The organism is Stenotrophomonas sp. GSD10, from assembly GCF_056172695.1.
Window position 1 is genome coordinate 2,904,146 of the sequence record NZ_JAOCMC010000002.1, and the last position, 21,283, is coordinate 2,925,428.

The window sequence follows — 21,283 nt, forward strand, 5'->3', positions numbered from 1 at the left end:
AGATGTTACTGATTAAGCAAAATTTCACGGCGTCGTCACTCGCTGGAAACCTAGATTGGCGCGTCCCGGTACTGATCCGGCGACAGCCCTCAACGCTACGGTTTTCCAGTTAGGAGAGAAGCTGTGAAACACCCGATCCAACGGCCCGCCAGCCGCCGCCGCACCACCCTGGCATCGTCCATCACCCACATCCTTACCGGCGGCGCCCTGCTGCTGGTCGGCGCCGTCGCTTCCTCCTCCGCCTTCGCGCAGGAAAAAGCCACCAACCTCGACCGCATCACGGTCACCGGCTCCAACATCCCGCGTACCAACACCGAGACGCCGTCCCCGGTGCAGGTGGTGAGCCGCCAGGAAATCGACCGCAGTGGCAAGACCACGCTGGCCGAGTACCTGCAGACGATCACCGCCGATGGCGCCGGCTCCATTCCCAAGACCTTCGGCAACGGCTTCGCCGGTGGCGGCGCCGGCATCTCGCTGCGCGGCCTCGGTGCCGGCTCGACGCTGGTGCTGTTGAATGGCCGCCGCATGGCGACCTACGGCCTGGCCGACGACGGCCAGAAGGTGTTCACCGACCTCAGCACCATTCCGCTCGATGCCGTCGAGCGCGTGGAAGTGCTGAAGGACGGCGCTTCGGCGATCTACGGCTCCGACGCCATCGCCGGCGTGGTCAACATCATCCTGCGCACCGACTTCGAAGGTGCGATCCTGCGCGCGTCCTACGGCCTGTCCGGCGACAGCGACGGCGATACCAAGAAGGCCACCCTGACCGCCGGTACCGGTGACCTGTCCAAGGATGGCTGGAACGCATTCTTCAGCCTGGATGTCGGCAAGTCCGACGCGATCAAGATCAGCGACCGCAAGAACCGCAAGTGGATCGGCACCGGCGACACGCGCCAGTGGGGCTATGACGCCACCGACGCGCAGTTCCTCGGCGGCGCCTACCTCAGCGGCCGCACCAACGGCGGCGTCGGCCCGAACGGCTCGGTGTTCAACAATGATGCGCCGTCGCCGCACCTGGTCGCCCTGCCGGGCTGCGCCAACCTGAGCACCATTCCGGGCCAGACCGAAGCCTCTTCGGCGGCGCAGGGCTGCCTGTGGGATCCGGCGCAGCAGTATCGCGACCTGACCCCGGAAGAGAAGTACATCAACGTGTTCGGCCGCGCCACGTTCGCCTTCGGCGAAGGCGGCGAGATCTACACCGAGATCGGCTACTCGAAGAAGGAAACCATCTTCAGCAATACCCCTTCCGGCGTATCCGGTGGCTGGGGCTTCCCCGGCGGCCCGAAGAACGCCAGCAGCGGTGACGGCGCGACGATGCTCTATGCCGGGCATCCGGACAACCCGCTGCCGTATGCGGCGCGCCTGCGCTACAGCGCGTGGGACGTCGGCCCGCGCGTGACCGACAACACCAACGAGTTCAACCGCTTCCTGGTGGGCGCCAAGGGCAACTGGGGCGACTGGAGCTACGACACCGCCTACCTGCATTCGGGCACCGACCTGGTCAACAAGCGCACCGGCTTCCTGCGTTACAGCTCGGTGCTGTGCGCGCTGGGCAACCCGAACTGCGCCGGCGGCACCTGGCGCATCGGCGACAACGCCAACCTGAACTCGCAGGCGCTGTACGACTACATCTCGCCGACCATCAGCGCGCGCGCCAAGTCCAGCCTGGACATGTTCGACTTCACCGTGTCGCGCAGCCTGGCCGACCTCAAGGGTGGCCCGCTGGGCCTGGCCATCGGTACCGAGTGGCGCAAGACCAGCAACAGCCTGACCCCGCAGACCTACACCGACCAGGGTGACATCATCGGCCTGGGTTACTCGGCCTACGACGGCACCCAGAACGTGTACGCCGGCTACGTCGAGTTGTCCGCGCCGGTGCTGGAACAGCTGGAACTGTCCGGCGCGGTGCGTTACGACAAGTACGAAAGTGGTGAAGGCAAGGCCACGCCGAAGCTGGGCGTGAAGTGGACCCCGGCCGACTGGATCGCACTGCGCGCCAGCTACGCCGAAGGCTTCCGCGCGCCGAACCCGGCCGAGAACGGTGACGGTGGCCTGGCCGCCTTCTCCAACGCCCGCGATCCGGTGCGTTGCGCCATCAGTGCCGACGAGTGCACCCCGCGCTCGATCGCGATCATCACCCGCCCGAACAAGGACCTGAAGCCGGAAGAGTCCAAGAGCTATTCGGTGGGCCTGGTGCTGCAGCCGACCTCGACCACCTCGATGACCGTCGATGCCTGGCAGATCAAGCGCACCAACGAGATCGTGCAGGGCAACACCGCGGCCGCCATCCTGGCCGGCAACGTGCTGCGTGACTCCAACAACATCGGTGGCGTGCCCAACTCCGGCAGCATCCTGGCCGTCAACACCGGCTACGTGAACGCCAGCTCGTCGCGGGTCCGCGGTATCGATACCGATATCCGCCAGACCTTCGATATCGGCCCGGGCCAGCTGGAGCTGGACCTGCAGTGGAGCCACATCCTGAAGTTCGAGCGCACCGAAGGCGATGAGACCGTCGACTATGCCGGCACGCACGGCAACTGCGACGTGACCAACTGCATCGGTACGCCGAAGGACAAGATCAACTTCGGCACCACCTGGAAGCAGGGTGCGTGGAGCGTGAGCGGTGTTGCCAACTACATCAGCAAGATGGACAACACCGACAAGCGTGGCGGCGACTACCAGGCGTTCTATGAGGACGGCACGCCGGTGACGAAGATCTCTTCGTTCACCACCTTCGATCTGTCCGGCCGCTGGAACATCACCGACGCCTTCGAGCTCAATGCCTCGGTGGCCAACGTGTTCGACCGCATCGCACCGCTCGATCCGACCACCTACGGCGGCGTGAACTACAACCCGATGCACTTCTCCGGTGCACTGGGCCGTTACTTCACCGTGGGCGCCAAGTACACCTTCCGCTGATCCATCGCGGCGCGTCACCTGCAGAGGCCCGGGTTCATCCCCGGGCCTTTGCTTTTGTACACACGCGGCAACAGCGATGATGCAGTCCCTGACCGGAGCTCCGCCCATGCCCGCTTCCACCCAACGTCTCGGCCTGGCCGCACTGACCGCACTGGTGGTGGGTTCGATGGTCGGTGCGGGCATCTTCTCGCTGCCACAGAACGTGGCCCGCAGTGCCGGCCCGGCCGCCGCGATGATCGGCTGGGCGCTGAGCGGTGCGGGCATGTTGATGCTGGCCTTCGTGTTCCAGGCCCTGGCCAACCGCCGTCCTGACCTGGACACCGGCATCTATGCCTACGCCCGTGAGGGCTTTGGCAACTACATCGGCTTTTCCGCGGCCTGGGGCTACTGGGTGGCTTCGGTGCTGGGCAACGCCAGCTTCTTCGTGCTGATCTTCAGCGGGCTGGGCCATTTCCTGCCGGTCTTCGGCGAAGGCAACACGGCCGCTGCGGTAGCTGCGTCGTCGGTGCTGCTGTGGACCGTGCACCTGCTGGTGCTGCGCGGCCTGCGTACCGCCGCCATCATCAACGGCCTGGTGACCGTGGCCAAGCTGCTGCCGATCGCGTTGTTCCTGGTGCTGGCCGCCGGCGCGTTCCGCATGGACGTATTCCGTGCCGACTTCTTCGGCACGCCAACGCTCGGCGACCTTGGCCAGCAACTGCGCGGCATGATGCTGGTCACCGTGTGGGTGTTCATCGGCATCGAAGGCGCCAGCATCTATTCGCGGCGCGCGGCGCGCCGCGCCGATGTCGGCCGCGCCACGGTGATCGGCTTCCTCGGCGTCTGGCTGCTGCTGGTCCTGGTCAGCCTGCTGTCGATGGGCGTGCTGTCGCAGGCCGAACTGGCCGGGCTGCCCAACCCGTCGATGGCCTACGTGCTGCGCGCCATCGTCGGCGAATGGGGCGCGACGGTGATCATCGCCGGTTCGATCATTTCGGTGCTGGGCGCGCTGCTGGCCTGGGTGCTGCTGTGTGCCGAAGTGCTGTATGCCGCCGCCGGCGATGGCACCATGCCGACCTTCCTCGGGCGCGAGAATGCGCGCGGCGTGCCTGCCAATGCGTTGTGGCTGAGCAACGGGCTGATCCAGCTGTTCCTGCTGCTGGTGCTGTTCAATGCGGGAAGCTATACCGGCCTGGTGCTGCTGGCCGCCTCGATGAGCCTGGTGCCCTATTTCCTGTCCGCGGCCTTCGCCGTGCAGCTGGCCTGGCGCGGGCAGGCCTACGCCGGTGAGCCGGGCGTGCGTTGGCAAGATTTCGTGGTCGCGCTGCTGGCCAGCGCCTATGCGCTGTGGCTGGTGTATGCCGGCGGCCTGGACAACCTGCTGCTGTCGGTGCTGCTGTACGTCCCCGGCGTCGTACTGTTCGCGCTGACCCGGCGCCAGCGCGGCGAGCCGGTGTTCACGCGCTGGGAGTGGGTGCTGTTCGGCGCCATCGTGCTGGTGGCGATCGCCACGCTGGTGGCATATGCCAAGGGCACCCTGACCCCGTAGCGTCGAGCGTGTGGCGGCCGCATGCGAATCGTAGCGTCGAGCGGAACGCGGCAACAACGCCGTCGAGCAAGCTCGACGCTACGGTTCCTGCTTCGGCAGCATGCCGAGGTCCCGCATCCAGCGCTCGGCCAGCTGCGGCCATGCCGCGACCGGTGCATCCTTCACGCGCAGGCCGAAGGCGTGGCCGCCGCGGGCGAACAGGTGCATTTCCACCGGCACACCTTCATCGATCAATGCCTGGTAGTAGGCCAGTGATTCGCGCACGTCATCGGTCGGGTCGTCGCTGGCCTGCGCGATGAAGGTCGGCGGTACCGCCGCATCCACGACGATGTCCTTGACCAGCGACAGCCCCTTGCCATGCCCGGCCCACAGGTGCCCGGAATACATCACCATCGCGAAATCGGGGCGGCTCGGTTGTGCATCGGCGGCATCGACCGGCGCGTAGCTGCGCTGCGCATGCGTGCTCAGTCCTGCCACCACGTGACCACCGGCGGAAAAGCCGATCACCCCGACCTGCTTCGGATTGATTGACCAGCGCTGCGCCTGCGCGCGCAGCAGGCCCATTGCACGCTGTGCATCCTGCAGGGCCATCGGTACCTTCGGAAGGTCGCGGCAGTTGCATTCAGGATCCCAGTTCGGGCCGGATGCGGGCACGCGGTACTTCAGCAGTGCACAGGTGACGCCCTGCGCGGTCAGCCAGTCGCAGATCTCGCTGCCTTCCAGGTCCATCGCCAGCACCCGGTAGCCTCCGCCGGGCACCACCATTACCGCGGTGCCATTGGGCGGCCCCTTCGGCGCAAACACGGTAAGGGTCGGCACGGCCACGTTCTGCAGCATCATCCAGCGTTCGCCGCTGGCGTTGGAGGTCACCTCGCTGATCTGCTCGGGGCCCTTCAGTTTCGGCGGCGCCATCACCCTGCCCTGCGGCCACAGCGGAAACTCGGTGGTGCCCTGCGGAGGATGCCAGGTGGGAGGTGCCGCATTCGCCGCGGCGAACGTCAGCAGTGCAAGCAGCAGAGAGCCCGTGGACAGCAGTGCGCGCACGATCAGCATCCGTAGTCGATGACCCTGGATTGTAGAGTCGAGCTTGCTCGACTGTCGTGACCTGTCAGCAGCGCAGTCGAGCGAGCTCGACTCTACGTGGCACAAAAAAACCTGCATCTCGCGATGCAGGTTTCTCAAGGTGGCGCCCGAAGTTGGACTCGAACCAACGACCCCCTGATTAACAGTCAAGTGCTCTAACCGGCTGAGCTATTCGGGCAGACGACTAGTATAACCACTCTTCACGCGCGATGGTAGGGGTGATTGGCAATCATTGCGGCGGCCCGGTACAGCTGCTCAGCCACCACCAGCCGCACCAGCATGTGCGGCAGCGTCAACGGCCCGATCGACCACTTCTCATCGGCCAATGCCGAGACCTCCGGCGAATGCCCTTCCGGGCCACCGATCAGGAACGCCAGGTCCCTGCCCTGCCCACGCCAATGCTCCAGGCGCTGCGCCAGCTGTTCGGAACTGAGCTGGCGGCCCGGCACGTCCAGCGCGACCACGTAGGCATTCTTCGGCAGTGCGGCGATCACCCGCTTGCCTTCGTCTTCGGTGGCGCGGCGCGGATCGCGGCCCTTGCCACGCAGGCCAGGCTCGATTTCCACCAGTTCGAACGGCAGCCAGTGCGACAGCCGCTTCTGGTACTCGGCAAACCCCTGCGCAACCCAGCTGGGCGCGCGTTCACCGGTGGCGATCAGGCGGGCTTTCATCAAGGGATCTCCAAAACGTCGACGGCGCCATCGGCGCCGTCGAAGGATGCAGCAACGTGCGGCTCAGGCCACTTCGTCGTCGTCGCGGGACGGCGGCTGGTCGCCGACGGTCCACAGGCGCTCGAGGGCGTAGAACTCGCGCACGCGCGGCAGCATCACATGGACGATCACGTCACCCAGGTCAACCAGCACCCACTCGGCTTCGCGCTCGCCTTCAACACCCAGCGGCATCACGTCGAGGTTCTTGGCGAAGCGCACGACTTCATCGGCGATCGACTTGACGTGGCGGGTCGAGGTGCCCGAAACGACGATCATGTAATCGGCAACGCTGGACCGGCCGCGTACATCGATCTCGACCAGGTCCTTGGCCTTGAGGTCTTCGGTAGCTTGGCGGACGCTGGCCAGCAGTTCCGGCACGGACGGCGGCGGGCTGGGCAGATCGACCTTGATGGTCTGGGGCTGGGTCTGGTTGCTCAAAGTGGATCGACTCGATAAACGTGGGTGCGATTATACGGGCAAGCCGGGGCGGCGGCATTCACGGCGTTGCCGGGCGGTACAGGCCGTGGGCGGCCACGTAGTCGGCCACGGCGGGGGCAGCAGCGCGCGCCAGGGCCCAGCGGCGGCGATCTGGGCGCGTGCGGCGCTGGCCGATTCCTCGCGCAGCGGATGGTGCAGGCGCAGGATCCGTCCGGCCGGGCTGGCGAACAAGGCCTGTTCATTGTCGGTCCAACGGCCGTCCAGGGCGCGGCCGAGCTCACCGTCGATCGCCCCCTGCAGCGGGCTGCCGGGGCGCTCGGCCACCACGAAATGGGCCAGCCCGAACAGGGCTTCCCATTCGTGCCAGCGCGACAGGCCCAGCAGGCTGTCGGCACCGACCAGCCAGGCCAGGGGCCGGCTCGGGCCAAGCTCGCCACGCAGTTCGCGCAGCGTGTCGACGGTATACGACGGGCGTCCGGGAAAGCGCTGCGCGCGATCCAGCTCATGCCGGTCCAGCAGCAGGCCGGGTTCATCGCCGATGGCCAACGACAACATGGTGCAGCGTTGTTCGGCCGTGGCGCCGGGGGCGGCGCGATGCGGCGGGTCGGCGGCCGGCAGCAGGCGCACCGCCACCTGCAGTTCGTCGCGGGCGGCACGGGCAATGGCAAGGTGCCCCAGGTGCACCGGATCGAAGGTGCCCCCGTAATAGATCCGCAGGCTCACGACTCAGGCCCGCGCCAGCAGGCGCACCGCACGCGGTTCGGCCACGGCCACCAGCAGGCGCTCCAGCGCCAGCCAGGCATCGCCATCGGCACGCCCCTTGGCGATGCGGTCGACCAGCCCGGCTTCGGCCACGAAGCGCTCCCAGCGCTTGCCTTCCGGATGCCGCTGCAGCGCACGCTTGTACGGCGCCTGCCGCGATTCCCAGATGCCACGCGATTTCATCTCGGCGGCCAGGTTGCCGCCACGCGCCTGCACCCGCGCCAGGCCGGCCCCGGCCAGCAGTTCACGGATCACCATCGGCATCAGCGCAGCCACCGCTTCACCCTCGCCACGCAGGCCGGCCAGCATGCGCAGCACCGCCGGCGGCTGGCCCGAGAACGTGGCTTCCAGCAGCCGGAACACGTCGTAGCGGGCCGCATCGGCCACCAGCGACTCCATCCGCTCCACGTCCAACGGCTGACCATCGGCCAGCAGCGCCAGCTTGTCGATTTCCTGGGCCGCGGCCAGCAGGTTGCCTTCCACCCGCTCGGCCAGGCGCTGCACCGCGGCCGGGTCGGCACGCAGGCCCTTGCCGCGCAGGCGGCGCTCGATCCAGTCCGGCAGCTCGTGCGGCTTGATCGCCCACGCCACCGACAGCACGCCGATACGGCCGACCGCCTCGGCCCACTTGCCCTGGTGGGCCTTGCTCCATTCGTTGGCGGTGATCATCAGCACCACGTCCGGCGCCGGGTCGGCGCAGAACCGGCTGATCACTTCGGCACCGTCCTTGCCGGGCTTGCCGCTGGGCAGGCGCACCTCGACCAGGCGGCGGGCGCTGAACAGGCTGGGCGCATTGAAACTGGCGTCGAGCTGGTTCCAGTCGAAATCGCGCCCATCGGCGTCGAACACTTCGCGCTCGCCGATGCCGGCAGCGCGTGCCCGCGCGCGGATGGCGTCGGCCGCCTCCAGCACGCGCAGGGTTTCCGGCCCTGCAATCAGGTACACCGGCGCCAACGCGGTATCAGCGCCCTGGCTGGCCAACTGCTCCGGACGCAGTTCCATCGTCGCTGCAGCTCAGTGCTTGACCGCAGCGGCCGGGTCGGCCGGCACCGCCGGTTCAACCGGGGTGGCCTTCGGCGCGGTCAGGCTGCCGCCCTTCTCGAGTTCACCACGCACCACGCTGTCGATGCGGCGGATGATCGAGGCAGACATTTCCCGGCGCAGTTCATCGGCCAGGATTTCGCGTTCGGTGGTGGTACCGGTGGCGTCGGTCGGCGGCGACACGTAGTCGCGCGACAGTTCGATCACCTGCTGCGGCACCAGTTCGCTGCCATCCTCGCGGCGGAAGATGAAGATCACGGCGTAACGCAGGCTGTATTCCTGTGCGCGGCCCTGCGAGTCGATGGCGATCGGCAGATCGCCCCAGCGCTCGGACAGCACCTGCAGCTGGGTACTGGGGCCAGTGGTGTCCTCATCGGCCAGGCGCGCGCCGGAGGCCAGCAGGCTGCGGTTGAGCAGCTTGACCAGTTCACTGTACGGGGCGGTCGATACCACCTTCACCGGGGCGGTGTCGGTCGGCAGCATCAGCTTGTTGCGCAGATGGAAGCCGCAGCCGGCGAGGCCGAGGACAAGAACGAGGGCAAGCAGGATTCGGGTCATGGAGACAGTCTGGCGGAGCCGGGCGATCACGGCAACACACAGCCTGCCCGAAGCCGCGTGAATGCAGGGCCATCAACCACCGGGCCCGCACCGGGAAAACGCACCGGCCACCGTGCGGGTGGCCGGTGCGGGTACATCAGGCAGCGACGATGTTCACGATCTTGCCCGGCACGATGATGATCTTGCGCACGGTCAGGCCTTCCATGAACTTGGCCGCATTCGGCTCGGCCAGGGCGAGCGCTTCAACCTGCTCGCGCGCGGCGTCGGCGGCGACCTCGATGGTGCCGCGCAACTTGCCGTTGACCTGCACCGCCAGGGTGAGCGCATCGCGCACCAGCGCGCCGCTGTCGGCCTGCGGGAACGGCTGGTCCTCCAGCAGCGTCTCGCCATGGCCCAGCACCTGCCACAGGGCGTGGCTGGCATGCGGGGTGATCGGGTTGAGCAGCAGCACGATGGCCTGCAGCGCTTCCTGACGCACCGCGCGGCCCTGTGCACTGCCGTCCTCGAACTTGGCCAGCGCGTTCATCAGCTCCATCACCGCGGCAATGGCAGTGTTGAAGCTGTGGCGGCGGCCGTAGTCGTCGCCGACCTTGCCGATGGTCTCGTGGGTCTTGCGGCGCAGCGCCTTCTGGTTGGCGTCCAGCGCGGCCACGTCCAGCGCCGGGGCAACGCCATCGGCCGCGTGCTTCTGCACCTGGGCCCACAGGCGGCGCAGGAAGCGGGCCATGCCGTCCACGCCGGCCTCGTTCCACTCCAGCGACTGTTCCGGCGGCGCTGCGAACATCGAGAACAGGCGCACGGTGTCGGCACCGTACTTGTCGACCATCGCCTGCGGGTCCACGCCGTTGTTCTTCGACTTGGACATCTTCTCGGTGCCACCGACCACCACCGGCTGGCCATCGGCGATCAGGGTGGCGCCGGTGATGCGGCCGCGCTCGTCGCGCTGCACTTCCACGTCGGCCGGGTTGATCCAGTCCTTGGAGCCGTCCGGGTTCGGGCGGTAGTAGGTTTCGGCAATCACCATGCCCTGGCACAGCAGGTTGCGCGCCGGTTCGTTGCTGTCCACCATCCGCGCGTCGCGCAGCAGCTTGTGGTAGAAGCGGAAATACATCAGGTGCAGGATCGCGTGCTCGATGCCGCCGATGTACTGGTCGACCGGCAGCCAGTAGTTGCCGCGCTTGTCGACCGCATCGCGGGCACCCGGCGAGGTGTAGCGCGCGTAGTACCAGCTCGACTCCATGAAGGTGTCGAAGGTGTCGGTCTCGCGCTCGGCCGCGCCGCCGCAGTCCGGGCAGGTGGTCTTGCGCCATTCCGGGTCGGTCTTGATCGGCGAACCGGTGCCCGAGAACGCCACATCCTCCGGCAGCACCACCGGCAACTGTTCTTCCGGCACCGGCACCGCGCCGCACTTGGCGCAGTAGATCACCGGAATCGGGCAGCCCCAGTAGCGCTGGCGGCTCACGCCCCAGTCGCGCAGGCGATAGTTGACGCGGCGCTGGCCCTGGGCCTTGCGCTCGAAGCGTTCGGCCAGGGCTTCGAAGGCGCCCTGGAAATCCAGGCCATCAAACTCGGCCGAGTTGACCAGCTCGGTCTGACGGCTCTTGTCGCTGTACCAATCCTGCCAGCGCGCGCCATCCCAGTTGCGCTCGTCGTCGTTGCGCGGGTCCTTCAGCGCGATCACCTGCACGATCGGCAGGCCGTACTTGTTGGCCACTTCGTTGTCGCGCTGGTCATGGCCGGGAACAGCCATCACCGCACCGGTGCCGTAACCCATCAGCACGAAGTTGGCGACCCACACCGGCACCTTCTCGCCGGTGACCGGATGGATGGCGCGCAGGCCGGTGTCCATGCCGCGCTTTTCCTGGGTCTCCAGCTCGGCCTCGGACACGCCGCCCTGCTTCATTTCCGACAGCAGCGCGGCCAGTTCCGGGTTGTTCTTCGCCGCGTGCAGCGCCAGCGGATGTTCGGCGGCAATCGACACGAAGGTCACGCCCATCACGGTATCCGGACGGGTGGTGAACACGCGCAGCGGATCCAGCACGCCGCCATCGACGTCACGCACGTCGAACTGGATTTCCAGGCCCTCGGAGCGGCCGATCCAGTTGCGCTGCATGGTCTTGACCGAATCGGGCCAGCCGTCCAGTTCGTCCAGGCCGTCCAGCAGTTCCTGGGCATAGTCGGTGATGCGCAGGAACCACTGCGGGATCTCGCGCTTCTCGACCAGCGCGCCGGAGCGCCAACCGCGGCCGTCGATGACCTGCTCGTTGGCCAGCACGGTCTGGTCGACCGGGTCCCAGTTCACCACCGCGTTGCGGCGGTAGGCCAGGCCCTTGCGCATCAGGCGGGTGAACATGCGCTGCTCGTGGACGTAGTAGTCCGGGCGGCAGGTGGCGAACTCGCGCGACCAGTCCACCGCATAGCCCATGGCCTTGAACTGGCCACGCATGTGCTCGATGTTCTTGTAGGTCCACGCCGCCGGGGCGGTCTTGTTCTTGATCGCGGCGTTTTCCGCCGGCAGGCCGAACGCGTCCCAGCCCATCGGCTGCAGCACGTTGTGGCCGGTCATGCGCTTGTAGCGGCTGATCACGTCGCCGATCGTGTAGTTGCGCACGTGGCCCATGTGCAGTGCACCGGACGGGTACGGAAGCATCGACAGGCAGTAGTACTTCGGCTTGTCCGAGGTCTCGTCGACTTCGAAGGCGCGGGTGGCATCCCAGAACTGCTGGGCGGCGGATTCAACCTGCTGCGGGTCGTAGGCGTTGGGTTCAGCGCTGGTCATGGAACACGCGGATGCGGCGGCAAAGCGGTACAGCGTACCGCAGTGCGGCATATGGCTCCAATCCTGCCCCGCAAAGGCCGCCGGCGCGGTCCCGGCCGCCCGCGCAACACGGCCGGACGCGCGGGCCCGGGAGCGCGGGGGTGCGGCCCTACCCCACAACGGCAGCCGCACCTACCCCACGTGCCGGCACGGGCCTACGGCGCCCCGCCGGCTCCGGCGGCGAAGCTGTAAGCCTGATCCCGCCGCCCCCGGGGTCAGGTAGTCCCAGCAACGTTCAGGGGCCTTTGCCATCCATACACAGGGAAGATCAACCATGTCGATCCGCACCACCTGCGCCGCCAGCCTGCTCGTACTGCTTGGCGCGACCAGTGTCGCCCACGCCGCAAGCTACTCCTGTGCCTATCAGATCGGGAGTGGCGAACAGGCCGGAACCTCTGATGCCTATGTCATCGAGGCCGAGTCCGGCGTCGACGCCACCAACCAGGCGCTGTCACGGCTCAATGCCGAGTACGGCCCGGTGGCCTTCTCACTGCAGTGCACCGCCCTCTGACCCGGCACGCAGGGACGGCACTGCCGTCCCTGCAGTTCAGCGTCGGGCCGACAGCGGCAGCGCCAGTGCCAGCCACACCGCCCAGCAGGCAAAGGCCAGACGCTGCGCCAGTGGAGCCGACAGCACGCCCTGCAGGGCAAAGGCCGCCAGCGCCGCCAACACGCCGCAGGACACCGCCGCCAGCCCCTGCGCCTGGCGCAGCTGGGAGATACCCAGCAACAGGGTACCGGCGACGAAGCCCAGCACCCAGATCATCCAGGCGCTGGCGTGCAGCTGGCTGGCCGGCCCGTGCAGGTCATCCACATCCAGCGGCAGCAGGCCCATCGCGGCGAATGCGAGCCCGGCCAGCAGCAGCATCTGGCTGCCGACCCGTGGCGCCCAGCCGGCCGTGGCCGGCAGCCGGCGGCGCAGGCGCTCGGCCACCACCGCCGCCAGCAGGCCCGGCAGCACGAAGCCCAGCAGGTTGAAGGCCAGCGCGTGCGGCACGCCGTGTGCCCCCAGCAGGGCCACCGGGTGGCGGGCCTGCGCATAGCCATCCAGGCCGGCGCCGAAGCCCAGCACCGCCAGCACGAACAGCAGCGCGGCCATCAGGCCGGACAGGCGCAGCAGCGGGGACAGGAACGACATGCAGACTCCGGGAACAGCGGCGGCGGGAAAGGCGCATTGTCAGGCATTTGCCGCAGTCCGGGTTGAGACCGGCAGCGATCGTCACCATAGAATCGGTCTCCAGATGCCAATCGATGCCTCCCCCATGACCGAGACGACCTACGTATTCGACGCCACCACTGCGACCTTCGAGGCCGAAGTCCTGCAGAAGTCGCTGCAGACGCCGGTGCTGGTCGATTTCTGGGCCACCTGGTGCGGCCCGTGCAAGACCCTCGGCCCGATGCTGGAAAAGCTGGCCGCCGAGTACAACGGCGCCTTCGAGCTGGCCAAGGTCGATGTCGACAAGGAACAGCAGATCGCCGCCGCCTTCCAGATCCGCTCGGTGCCCACCGTGTTCCTGGTCAAGGGCGGCCAGCTGGTGGACGGCTTCCCCGGCGCCATCCCGGAAGGCCAGCTGCGTGAGTTCCTGGCCCAGCACGGCATCGTGCCGGCCGACGTCGGCGACACCGCCACCGAGGACGAGGCGCCGCTGGACCCGCAGGCGCAGGTGGACGTGCTGCGCGCCCAGATCGCTGCCGAACCGGACAAGGACGAACTGAAACTCGACCTGGCGCTGGCGCTGCTGCAGATCGGCGGGGTCGACGAAGCCGGCACCCTGATCGACGGCCTGCCGGCCAACCTGGCCACCGACGACCGCGCCGTGCGCGCCCGCGCCCGCCTGGCGTTCGCCGCTGCACTGAAGGATGCGCCGGCCGCCGACGTGCTGGAGGCGCGCATCGCCGCCGACGGCCAGGATCTCAAGGCCCGCCACCTGCGCGGCGTGCAGCTGCTGCTCGGCGGCCATGACGAGGCCGCCCTGGCGCAGTTCCTGGAAATGCTGCGGATCGACCGCGGCTTCGAGGACGGGTTGCCGCGCAAGGCGCTGATCGACGCCTTCAATGTGATCTCCGACGAGGACCTGGTCGGCCAGTACCGACGCCGGATGGCCTCCCTGCTGTTCTGAACGGGAACCCGCTTCGTTCAGAATCCCTGCACTGAGCACGGGCAATAATGCGCGCGATGGCGGCCATGCGGCCGCCACGATCCGTTCGGGGGGATGAGGTCGGGGCCATGAGGTCTTGCAGCTGCACCCCGCTTTGCCGGGATTGCAAACTGTGACCTTCGTCCGCTCGCTGTCGTTCGCCATGCGCTTCAAGGGCGCCCTGCTGTGCGTCCTGCTTCTGCTGCCGGCCATCGCCGGCGCCCAGGACTGGAATTACCGGGTCCGTCCCGGCGATACCCTGTGGGACCTCGGCGGGCTGTACCTGAAACCCTCTGTGCGCTGGCAGCAGCTGCAGCAGCACAACCGCATCGACAATCCCTACCAGCTGCCACCGGGCCAGCTGCTGCGCTTCCCGATCCGCTGGCTGCGCACCGAGCCGGCGCCGGCGCGGGTGCTGTCGGTACGTGGCACGGTCGAGCTGGCCGGAGCCGATGGCAGCGCGACACGCGCGATCCGCGCCGGCGAGCAGCTGCATATCGGCGACACCGTGGCCACTGAAGGCGACTCCAGCGTCACCCTTGAATTCGCCGATGCCTCGCGCCTGCAGCTGCGTGAATACTCGCGCCTGCGCCTGGACCAGCTCAGCCGCTACGGCCACACCGGCATGGTCGATACCCGCCTGCGCCTGCAACAGGGCCGGGCCAGCAACCGGGTGACTCCAGCACGCGGCCCCGCCTCGCGCTACATCATCGATGCCCCCACCGCGACCAGCAGCGTGCGCGGCACCGTGTTCCGGGTCAGTGCCGGCGACAGTGGCCAGATCGCGGCCACCGAAGTCCTGCAGGGCAAGGTGCAGGTCGGCAACCCCCATGGCCAGCGCATGGTCCAGCCGGGGCAGGCCAGCCGCAGCGGCAGTGCCGATACGGCGCCGGAGGCGGTCTCCGCCCTGCTGCCGGCGCCACAGCTGCGCAGCGATGAACTGCGCCTGGCACCATTGCCGACGCTGCTGGCCTGGGAGCCGGTCAGCGGCGCCGCGCACTACCGTGTCGAAGTGGTGCAAGCGGCGACGCCGGAAATCCTGCTGTTTGCCGCCACCACCCGCGACACCCGGCTGGCGATCGGCGACCTGCCGCCCGGCCAGCTGCGCATCCTGCTGCGCGCAGTGGATGCACAGGGCGTGGAAGGCCTCGACGCCAGCGCCGATTTCGAACTCAGCGATCAGCCCGCGCCGCCGATCACGCTGTCCCCGCTGCACGGGCAGACCGTCAACAGCGACCGCCCCCGCTTCCGCTGGACCCAGGCTCCCGGCGCGCGCAGCAGCGTGCTGCAGATCGCCGCCGAGCCGACCTTCCTGCAGCCGCTGCAGGAGCAGGCCGGCCAGGGCACCGACCTGCGCCTGGCGCAACCGCTGCCGCCGGGCCAGTACTTCTGGCGCGTGGCCTCGCGCGATGGCAATGGCCACCAGGGCCGCTTCGGCCAGGCACTGCCGCTGCAGCTGAGCAACGAACCGGTCGATCCCGCCCTGCAGCCGCCGCACGCCGCACACGGCGAACTGACCCTGCGCTGGCAGGCCGGCAGCGACGGCCAGCGCTACCGCGTGCAGGTCGACCGCCGCGGCGATTTCAAGGCGCCGCTGGTGGACGAAACCGTGCTCGAACCGCAGGTCAGCTTCAAGCGCCCGTGGCGCGGCACGCTGCATGTGCGCGTGCAGTACATCGATGATGACGGCCACGCCGGCGAGTTCTCCCCGGCGCAGCAGGTCACCCTGCCCTGCCGCCTGTGCTACGGCGCCGGCGGTGGCGCCCTGCTGCTCTGGTTGTTGTTGTGAGGCGCTCGCCGCTGCCCTGGCCGAAACGGATCGTGCTGGCGGTGCTGGCCGGCGTGCTGACCGCGCTGGCCAGCCAGGGCCAATGGCTGTGGCGCCAGGACGAAGCGGCCTACGATGCACTGGTCGGCAGCTGGGAGTACCGTCCCGACCCCAGCGTGCTGATCGTGGCCATCGACGAAGGCAGCCTGCAGCGCATCGGCCAGTGGCCCTGGCCGCGCTCGGTGCATGCACGCCTGCTGGACCGGCTGACCGACGCCGGCGCGGAGCGCGTCGCGCTGGACCTGATGCTGTCCGAGCCGGACCGTCGCGACAGCCGTCAGGACGATCAGCTGGCAGCGGCAATCCGTCGCAACGGCCGGGTGGTGCTGCCGGTGCTGGCGGCGCCAGCAGCTGGCGACCGCATGGCCGAGGAAATGCTGCCGATCCCGCAGATCGCAGCCAGCGCGGCCGCCATCGGCCACACCGATGTTGAAATGGATGGCGACGGCGTCGCCCGCGGCGTGTACCTGCATGCGGGCATCGGCCGAGCGCACTGGCCGGCGCTGGGCCTGGCCCTGGCCGGCCTGCCGGCGGACGCGGTGCGCGGCCTGCCCGACCCCGAACCGTCGCTGGATTCCCCTTACCAGTGGCGACGCGACGACTACGTGCGCGTGCGCTACGCCGGTCCGCCGGAACGGCTGCCGCAGGTGTCCTATGCCGATGTGCTCGACGGCCATGTCGACATGGCGATGCTGCACGGCCGCCGCATCGTGGTCGGCATGACCGCCAGCGGCATCGCCCCGCGCCTGCTGACCCCGACCACCCGCGAATTCTGGATGAGTGGCAGCGAGTACCAGGCCAACATCACCTCGATGCTGTTGCAGCACAAGCAGATTGAGGTCATGCCGCCGGCATGGCAGCACGCCATCAGCGGCGTGCTGGCTGCGCTGTGCGTGATCCTGCTCGGCCTGCGCCTGCCCTGGCTTGTGGCGCTGTGCTCGCTGCCGGCCGCCCCCTGCTGAGCTGGCTGCTGCTGCGTGCCACCGATCTGTGGTGGGCGCCGGCCAGCGCGATGCTCGGCATCGTGCTGGTGCTGCTGGTCTGGGCGATCTGGCGGATCTCGGCCTGGCACCGCCAGGCCAACCGCGATGCCCTGACCGGGCTGGGCAACCGCCTGCGCTTCGAGCAATCGCTGCAGCAGGAGTGCGATGCTGCGCGACGCAGCGGCAAGCCGCTCAGCCTGGCGCTGATCGATGTCGATCATTTCAAGCGCCACAACGATCGTCACGGCCATCAGGTCGGAGACCGCGTGCTGCGCGATGTCGCGCGGCTGATCGGTGCGCATGCCCGGCGCCCACGCGACATGGCCGCGCGCTACGGCGGCGACGAGTTCGCTCTGGTGCTGCCGGACACGCCCGCTACGGGAGCGCGGCAGGTGATCGAGGACCTGATCGATTGCGTGCGTGCGCTGCCAGCCTCGGGCGCAGGCAACGACGACCAGGTCACGCTGACCGTCGGCGTGTTTACCCGCATCCCCGACAGCGAGCTGCAACCCCATCACTTTGTCGAGGGCGCCGACACCGCCCTTTACCAGGCCAAGGCCAATGGCCGCGACGGGTTCGTGATCGACGGCGCATGACCGGCGCCGAAGGCCATCGGCCACGCCATTCGCCCGTAGCGTCGAGCCTGCTCGACTGCGCAAACGCCAAAGCCGTCGAGCAAGCTCGACGCTACATGCCCTGCCGGTCGGACGTAGAGTCGAGCTTGCTCGACTGCGCAAACGCCAAAAGCCGTCGAGCAAGCTCGACGCTACATGACCTGCCGATCGGACGTAGAGTCGAGCTTGCTCGACTGCGCAAACCGCATCACCGCTCATTCAAGCGGCCAGCGACACCACGCAAAGGGATACTCCCCAGGCATGACGCCAGACCGGACCGCACCGGGTTGGCCATCACATACATCGCCTGCCGCCGGACATCCTCTTCGCTGCGAACCAGGTGATCGTAATAGCCTCGCTGCCACACGGCCCGATGTTCCCCGCACCCCGCATTCACGGCGATGGCCACCCTGGACTTGAGCGACTGAACGCAGCGCGCGAGGGTTCCGGCACGCAGCTGCATCACCCAATGCAGATGATCGGGCATGATCACCCAGGCGAAGGATCGACTGATTCCGCTCCCGTCACTGTCACGCAGCCCCGCGATCAGCGCGTTCGCGCAGCGCACATCGGTAAAGGTGGGCCGGCGCCCAGCCGTGACGCTGGTGATGACATAGACATTGCCGATCGCTGAACACCGACCACGAAGCAGGGCTGGACTTGGCATGTGTAAAGCATCGCGCGGGCGCCGAGCATTGCCCATCAGCAAACCCTGAAATCTCCCTCCGACTGCGCCAACACCAAAAGCCGTCGAGCAAGCTCGACGCTACTTGCCCTGCCCGTCGCCCGTAGAGTCGAGCTTGCTCGACTGCGCCAACACCAAAAGCCGTCGAGCAAGCTCGACGCTACATGCCCTGCCCGGTCGCCCGTAGAGTCGAGCTTGCTCGACTGCGCCAACACCGAAAGCCGTCGAGCAAGCTCGACGCTACATGCCCTGCCCGGTCGCCCGTAGAGTCGAGCTTGCTCGACTGCGCCAACACCAAAAGCCGTCGAGCAAGCTCGACGCTACATGCCCTGTCCGTTCGCCCGTAGAGTCGAGCTTGCTCGACTGCGCCAACGCCGAAAGCCGTCGAGCAAGCTCGACGCTACATGCCCTGTCCGTTCGCCCGTAGAGTCGAGCTTGCTCGACTGCGCCAGCACCAAAAGCCGTCGAGCAAGCTCGACGCTACATGCCCTGCCCGTTCGCCCGTAGCGTCGAGCTTGCTCGACTGCGCCAACGCCGAAAGCCAAGCCACTCTGCCCCAGGGTGCAACATACGCATGCGAATGGTTAGACTGGAGCCCTCGCCCCGCGCCTCCGGATCCATATGAAAGCCAGCACGTTCCGCTTCGGCCTCAACCTCTGGCCGCCGTTCCTGTTCACCGGCATCCATGTCACCCGCATTACGCCGGACTATCGGCAGATCGACGTGGAACTGCGCCTGCGGCCCTGGAACCGCAATTACGTCGGCACGCATTTCGGCGGCAGCCTGTTCGCAATGACCGATCCGTTCTGGATGCTCGGCCTCATGCACACCCTGGGGCGCGACTACTATGTGTGGGACCGCGCCGGCGCGATCGACTTCCTCAAGCCCGGCCGCGGCACCGTGCGCGCCTCGTTCTGCATCGACGACGCGCTGCTGGACGAGCTGCGCGCCGAGGCCGCCAGCGGTGAGAAGGTGCTGCGCTGGTTCAGCAACGATGTGGTCGATGAAAGCGGCGAGGTGGTTGCCCAAGTGCGCAAGCAGGTCTACCTGCGCCTGAAACCGCACGCGCGCTGATCGCCGCGCGGGCGCTATCCTCTGCTCCCTTGCCATGGAGGCTCCGATGCGCCGTTACGCCCTTGCCGCACTGCTGGTTGCGCTGCCCTGCGCAGCGCACGCCCTGGATCTACCGCCAGCGCAGTACCCGGTGCTGCCGGCACAGGCCGCCGATGCGGCCGGATTCGTGCCCCTGGCTGGACCCTGGAATCGAGCAGCGAGGGCGATCTCGACCAGGACGGCCGCGCGGACCTTGTGCTGGTGCTGCGCCAGCAGGACCCGCGCAACGTCATCGAGCACGATGGCTTCGGTCCCTCGCCCTACGACAGCAACCCGCGCATCCTCGCCATCGCCTGGTCGCGTCTGTCCGGCTACGTGCTTGCGGCGCAGGACCACCAGCTGATTCCACGCCCGGACAACCCGGTGATGAGCGACCCGCTTGAAGACGGTGGCGTCAGCATCCAGCGCGGCACGCTGAAGGTAGCGTTGTTCTCTTTCTCCAGCGCAGGCAGTTGGTCGATGGGCACCACCGCGTTCACCTTCCGCTGGCAGGACGGTGCCTTCGTGCTGATCGGCTACGACCAGGATTCGGTGATGCGCAACTCCGGCCAGGCCACGTCGCTGAGCGTGAATTTCTCCACGCGCAAGGTGAAGCGGATCGAAGGCAGCATCGAGGACGACAAGGAACACGTGCGCTGGGAGCCGCTGCGCGGCCGCCAACGCTGGACGCTGCAGACCGTCGGCGACGGCTGGAGCTTCGATCCGCTGGTCGCCGGCCGCTGAGCCCGGCCTCAGTCAGCGGCGACGGTTGAACCCGCGCCCGCCAGCAGCGGAACCGACAACCACGCCGCTTCGTCCGGGCTGCGCGCTGGCGCGCGTCGCGGCACCTGCAGGCGTCGGCCATCGGCCGACAGCTGCGGCGCCCGGGTCGGCGAGCGGAACTGCGCTGGCAACCGCTGCAGGGCCTCGACCGGTTCATCGGCCTGCTGCCGCAGCCAGCGCTGCGCCGCCAGCAGGCGCACCGTCGCCGCCGCATCCTGGCTCCGCGCTGCGTAGGCGAGATAGACCGGCCCAGCCACGTCGGTCAGCAGGCACCCCAGGTAGTTCGACAGGCAGCCGAAATCGCGCTGCGGCGGCGCAGCGACCAACAGCGGGCGATCGGCCTTCAGTGCCGCCAGCGCCACCGGTCCGCAGGCTCAGCCGAGGTTGCCGGCGATGCGCGCCAGGGTACTGCCGTGGTCCAGCACCAGTGCGACACCAAACCCTTCCCCCGTTCGCTCGATCACCGCGCGGCTCATCGCGAACTCGCCCTGCAGAGCGCGGCACTGGCTCTGCTCTTCGGCCAGCATCGGTCGCATCGCCGCCTCGCATTCCACCGGCAACGGATGATCGGCCGGCAGTTCAACCAGCATGTCGGCCAGCAATTGTGCATTGGCCTGAACCAGGCTGGCGCCGATGATGCTGTCGACCAGATAGCTGCCGCCCGGCACCAGCCGGCGACCCAGCTGCAGCCCGCGGCAGCTGCTACGCAGTGCGCCGTCGACATCGCCCTGCACGTAGGCCAGCGCGCGTGCACTGGTCGCATCAACCATCAATCCGTAAGTGGGTAGCGGCACCACGATGCCCCCGCCCTTGGGCGGGAACGGCGATACGAAGTGGTCCGCGTCGGCCAGCTGGTCCAGGCGCGCGTGCAGCTGCTTGTGCCCGGCATGCGCGTCGATGAAGCGCTGCGGATCGGCACGCACCTGGGCCAGGCAGTTGCCGGCCGTCGGCCCGCAGCTGGCGCCCGGGCGCGGACGCAGCCCGTCACGCAGTGCGGTCAGATGAGGCTGTGCGCCGGTCTCGCCGCGCGGATCGGCCTTCCAGCGGCGCAGGTCCTCGGCCAGCGCCTGCTCGCGCTGGCCCGCATCCAGGTCATCGAACGCAATCGTCCACAACAGCGCATAGCCGTTATGTCCGCTTGCCGGCAACCGCGCCTCCAGCCGCTGCTGCGCCTGCCGCCTCGATTCAGGCACCGGCCACAGGCGCGAGGCGCACCACACCACGATGACCAGCACCAGCAGGGCCGCTCCGGCCCAGCCCAGTCCGCGCAGGATCTTCAACACAGCGTCCCTTCCATGAGTCA

General features: G+C 68.1%; 16 protein-coding genes, 1 tRNA gene and 3 pseudogenes. 8 read left to right on the forward strand and 12 right to left on the reverse strand.

The genetic code is table 11. The features are described from left to right. Positions 1–123: 123 nt before the first annotated feature. Both N4G47_RS13760 and N4G47_RS13765 read left to right on the forward strand, forming a co-directional pair. Positions 124–2,919, forward strand: coding sequence for a TonB-dependent receptor (locus N4G47_RS13760; protein WP_475287809.1), 2,796 nt, complete (start codon positions 124–126; stop codon positions 2,917–2,919). Between the two features lie 106 nt (positions 2,920–3,025). Continuing rightward, positions 3,026–4,447, forward strand: coding sequence for a basic amino acid/polyamine antiporter (locus tag N4G47_RS13765; protein ID WP_475287811.1), 1,422 nt, complete (start codon positions 3,026–3,028; stop codon positions 4,445–4,447). Positions 4,448–4,525: 78 nt separating this feature from the next. On the opposite strand, the gene N4G47_RS13770 is transcribed toward N4G47_RS13765, so the two are convergent. The 8 genes and pseudogenes from N4G47_RS13770 to leuS form a co-directional block, all read right to left on the reverse strand. After that, positions 4,526–5,491 carry an alpha/beta hydrolase gene (locus N4G47_RS13770; protein ID WP_475287813.1) on the reverse strand — a complete coding sequence of 322 codons (966 nt, stop codon included), beginning with the start codon at positions 5,489–5,491 and terminating at the stop codon, positions 4,526–4,528. Between the two features lie 140 nt (positions 5,492–5,631). Next, positions 5,632–5,708, reverse strand: a tRNA-Asn gene (locus tag N4G47_RS13775). A 22-nt stretch (positions 5,709–5,730) separates the two neighbouring features. After that, the gene (gene rlmH / locus N4G47_RS13780) at positions 5,731–6,201 is read right to left on the reverse strand and encodes a 23S rRNA (pseudouridine(1915)-N(3))-methyltransferase RlmH (RefSeq protein WP_005418108.1); all 471 of its coding nucleotides are present in this window, start codon (positions 6,199–6,201) and stop codon (positions 5,731–5,733) included. Positions 6,202–6,264: 63 nt separating this feature from the next. Next, a complete protein-coding gene (rsfS, locus tag N4G47_RS13785) occupies positions 6,265–6,678 on the reverse strand; it encodes a ribosome silencing factor (protein WP_107231122.1) in 414 nt (137 codons plus the stop codon). A 58-nt stretch (positions 6,679–6,736) separates the two neighbouring features. Beyond that, positions 6,737–7,401 (reverse strand): annotated as a pseudogene (nadD, locus tag N4G47_RS13790) (nicotinate-nucleotide adenylyltransferase). A gap of 3 nt (positions 7,402–7,404) precedes the next feature. Beyond that, the gene (gene holA, locus N4G47_RS13795; protein WP_249843283.1) at positions 7,405–8,442 is read right to left on the reverse strand and encodes a DNA polymerase III subunit delta; all 1,038 of its coding nucleotides are present in this window, start codon (positions 8,440–8,442) and stop codon (positions 7,405–7,407) included. A gap of 12 nt (positions 8,443–8,454) precedes the next feature. Beyond that, complete coding sequence (locus tag N4G47_RS13800; protein ID WP_107231125.1) at positions 8,455–9,039, reverse strand: LPS-assembly lipoprotein LptE; 585 nt, start codon at positions 9,037–9,039, stop codon at positions 8,455–8,457. Positions 9,040–9,175: 136 nt separating this feature from the next. After that, positions 9,176–11,818, reverse strand: a complete 2,643-nt coding sequence (gene leuS, locus N4G47_RS13805; protein ID WP_475287818.1) for a leucine--tRNA ligase — start codon at positions 11,816–11,818, stop codon at positions 9,176–9,178. Positions 11,819–12,131: 313 nt separating this feature from the next. Between leuS and N4G47_RS13810 the strand changes: the two genes are divergently transcribed. After that, positions 12,132–12,368, forward strand: a complete 237-nt coding sequence (locus N4G47_RS13810; RefSeq protein WP_249843280.1) for a hypothetical protein — start codon at positions 12,132–12,134, stop codon at positions 12,366–12,368. Positions 12,369–12,404: 36 nt separating this feature from the next. Here the strand turns inward: N4G47_RS13810 and N4G47_RS13815 are convergent, their stop codons facing one another. Beyond that, positions 12,405–12,995, reverse strand: coding sequence for a DUF998 domain-containing protein (locus N4G47_RS13815; RefSeq protein ID WP_249843279.1), 591 nt, complete (start codon positions 12,993–12,995; stop codon positions 12,405–12,407). 124 nt (positions 12,996–13,119) lie between these two features. On the opposite strand from N4G47_RS13815, the gene trxA reads away from it, so the two are divergent. The 3 genes and pseudogenes from trxA to N4G47_RS13830 all read left to right on the forward strand — a co-directional run bounded on the left by trxA (position 13,120) and on the right by N4G47_RS13830 (position 17,402). Beyond that, positions 13,120–13,977 carry a thioredoxin gene (gene trxA / locus N4G47_RS13820; protein ID WP_249843278.1) on the forward strand — a complete coding sequence of 286 codons (858 nt, stop codon included), beginning with the start codon at positions 13,120–13,122 and terminating at the stop codon, positions 13,975–13,977. A gap of 151 nt (positions 13,978–14,128) precedes the next feature. Next, positions 14,129–15,784 carry a FecR family protein gene (locus N4G47_RS13825; RefSeq protein WP_249843277.1) on the forward strand — a complete coding sequence of 552 codons (1,656 nt, stop codon included), beginning with the start codon at positions 14,129–14,131 and terminating at the stop codon, positions 15,782–15,784. Further along, positions 15,781–17,402, forward strand: a pseudogene (locus N4G47_RS13830) (CHASE2 domain-containing protein). Before N4G47_RS13825 ends, N4G47_RS13830 begins: the two are co-directional and overlap by 4 nt. Positions 17,403–17,635: 233 nt before the next feature. Here the strand turns inward: N4G47_RS13830 and N4G47_RS13835 are convergent. Next, positions 17,636–18,087 (reverse strand): annotated as a pseudogene (locus N4G47_RS13835) (REP-associated tyrosine transposase). Between the two features lie 639 nt (positions 18,088–18,726). Here N4G47_RS13835 and N4G47_RS13840 point away from each other — a divergent pair. Then, the gene (locus N4G47_RS13840; RefSeq protein ID WP_475287822.1) at positions 18,727–19,179 is read left to right on the forward strand and encodes a DUF4442 domain-containing protein; all 453 of its coding nucleotides are present in this window, start codon (positions 18,727–18,729) and stop codon (positions 19,177–19,179) included. 240 nt (positions 19,180–19,419) lie between these two features. Continuing rightward, a complete protein-coding gene (locus tag N4G47_RS13845) occupies positions 19,420–19,941 on the forward strand; it encodes a hypothetical protein (RefSeq protein ID WP_475287824.1) in 522 nt (173 codons plus the stop codon). Positions 19,942–19,949: 8 nt separating this feature from the next. Here the strand turns inward: N4G47_RS13845 and N4G47_RS13850 are convergent, their stop codons facing one another. Then, positions 19,950–20,342 (reverse strand): hypothetical protein, encoded by a 393-nt coding sequence (locus N4G47_RS13850; protein WP_475287826.1) that lies wholly within the window; start codon positions 20,340–20,342, stop codon positions 19,950–19,952. A 12-nt stretch (positions 20,343–20,354) separates the two neighbouring features. After that, positions 20,355–21,263, reverse strand: a complete 909-nt coding sequence (locus N4G47_RS13855; protein WP_475287829.1) for a hypothetical protein — start codon at positions 21,261–21,263, stop codon at positions 20,355–20,357. Positions 21,264–21,283: the final 20 nt, after the last annotated feature.

Coding starts and splice junctions, on each gene's coding strand:
- N4G47_RS13765 (WP_475287811.1), top strand. CDS start 3,026: ATGCCCGCTTCCACCCAACGTCTCGGCCTGGCCGCACTGACCGCACTG.
- rlmH (WP_005418108.1), bottom strand. CDS start 6,201: ATGAAAGCCCGCCTGATCGCCACCGGTGAACGCGCGCCCAGCTGGGTT.
- holA (WP_249843283.1), bottom strand. CDS start 8,442: ATGGAACTGCGTCCGGAGCAGTTGGCCAGCCAGGGCGCTGATACCGCG.
- N4G47_RS13800 (WP_107231125.1), bottom strand. CDS start 9,039: ATGACCCGAATCCTGCTTGCCCTCGTTCTTGTCCTCGGCCTCGCCGGC.
- leuS (WP_475287818.1), bottom strand. CDS start 11,818: ATGACCAGCGCTGAACCCAACGCCTACGACCCGCAGCAGGTTGAATCC.
- N4G47_RS13810 (WP_249843280.1), top strand. CDS start 12,132: ATGTCGATCCGCACCACCTGCGCCGCCAGCCTGCTCGTACTGCTTGGC.
- N4G47_RS13815 (WP_249843279.1), bottom strand. CDS start 12,995: ATGTCGTTCCTGTCCCCGCTGCTGCGCCTGTCCGGCCTGATGGCCGCG.
- trxA (WP_249843278.1), top strand. CDS start 13,120: ATGACCGAGACGACCTACGTATTCGACGCCACCACTGCGACCTTCGAG.
- N4G47_RS13840 (WP_475287822.1), top strand. CDS start 18,727: ATGAAAGCCAGCACGTTCCGCTTCGGCCTCAACCTCTGGCCGCCGTTC.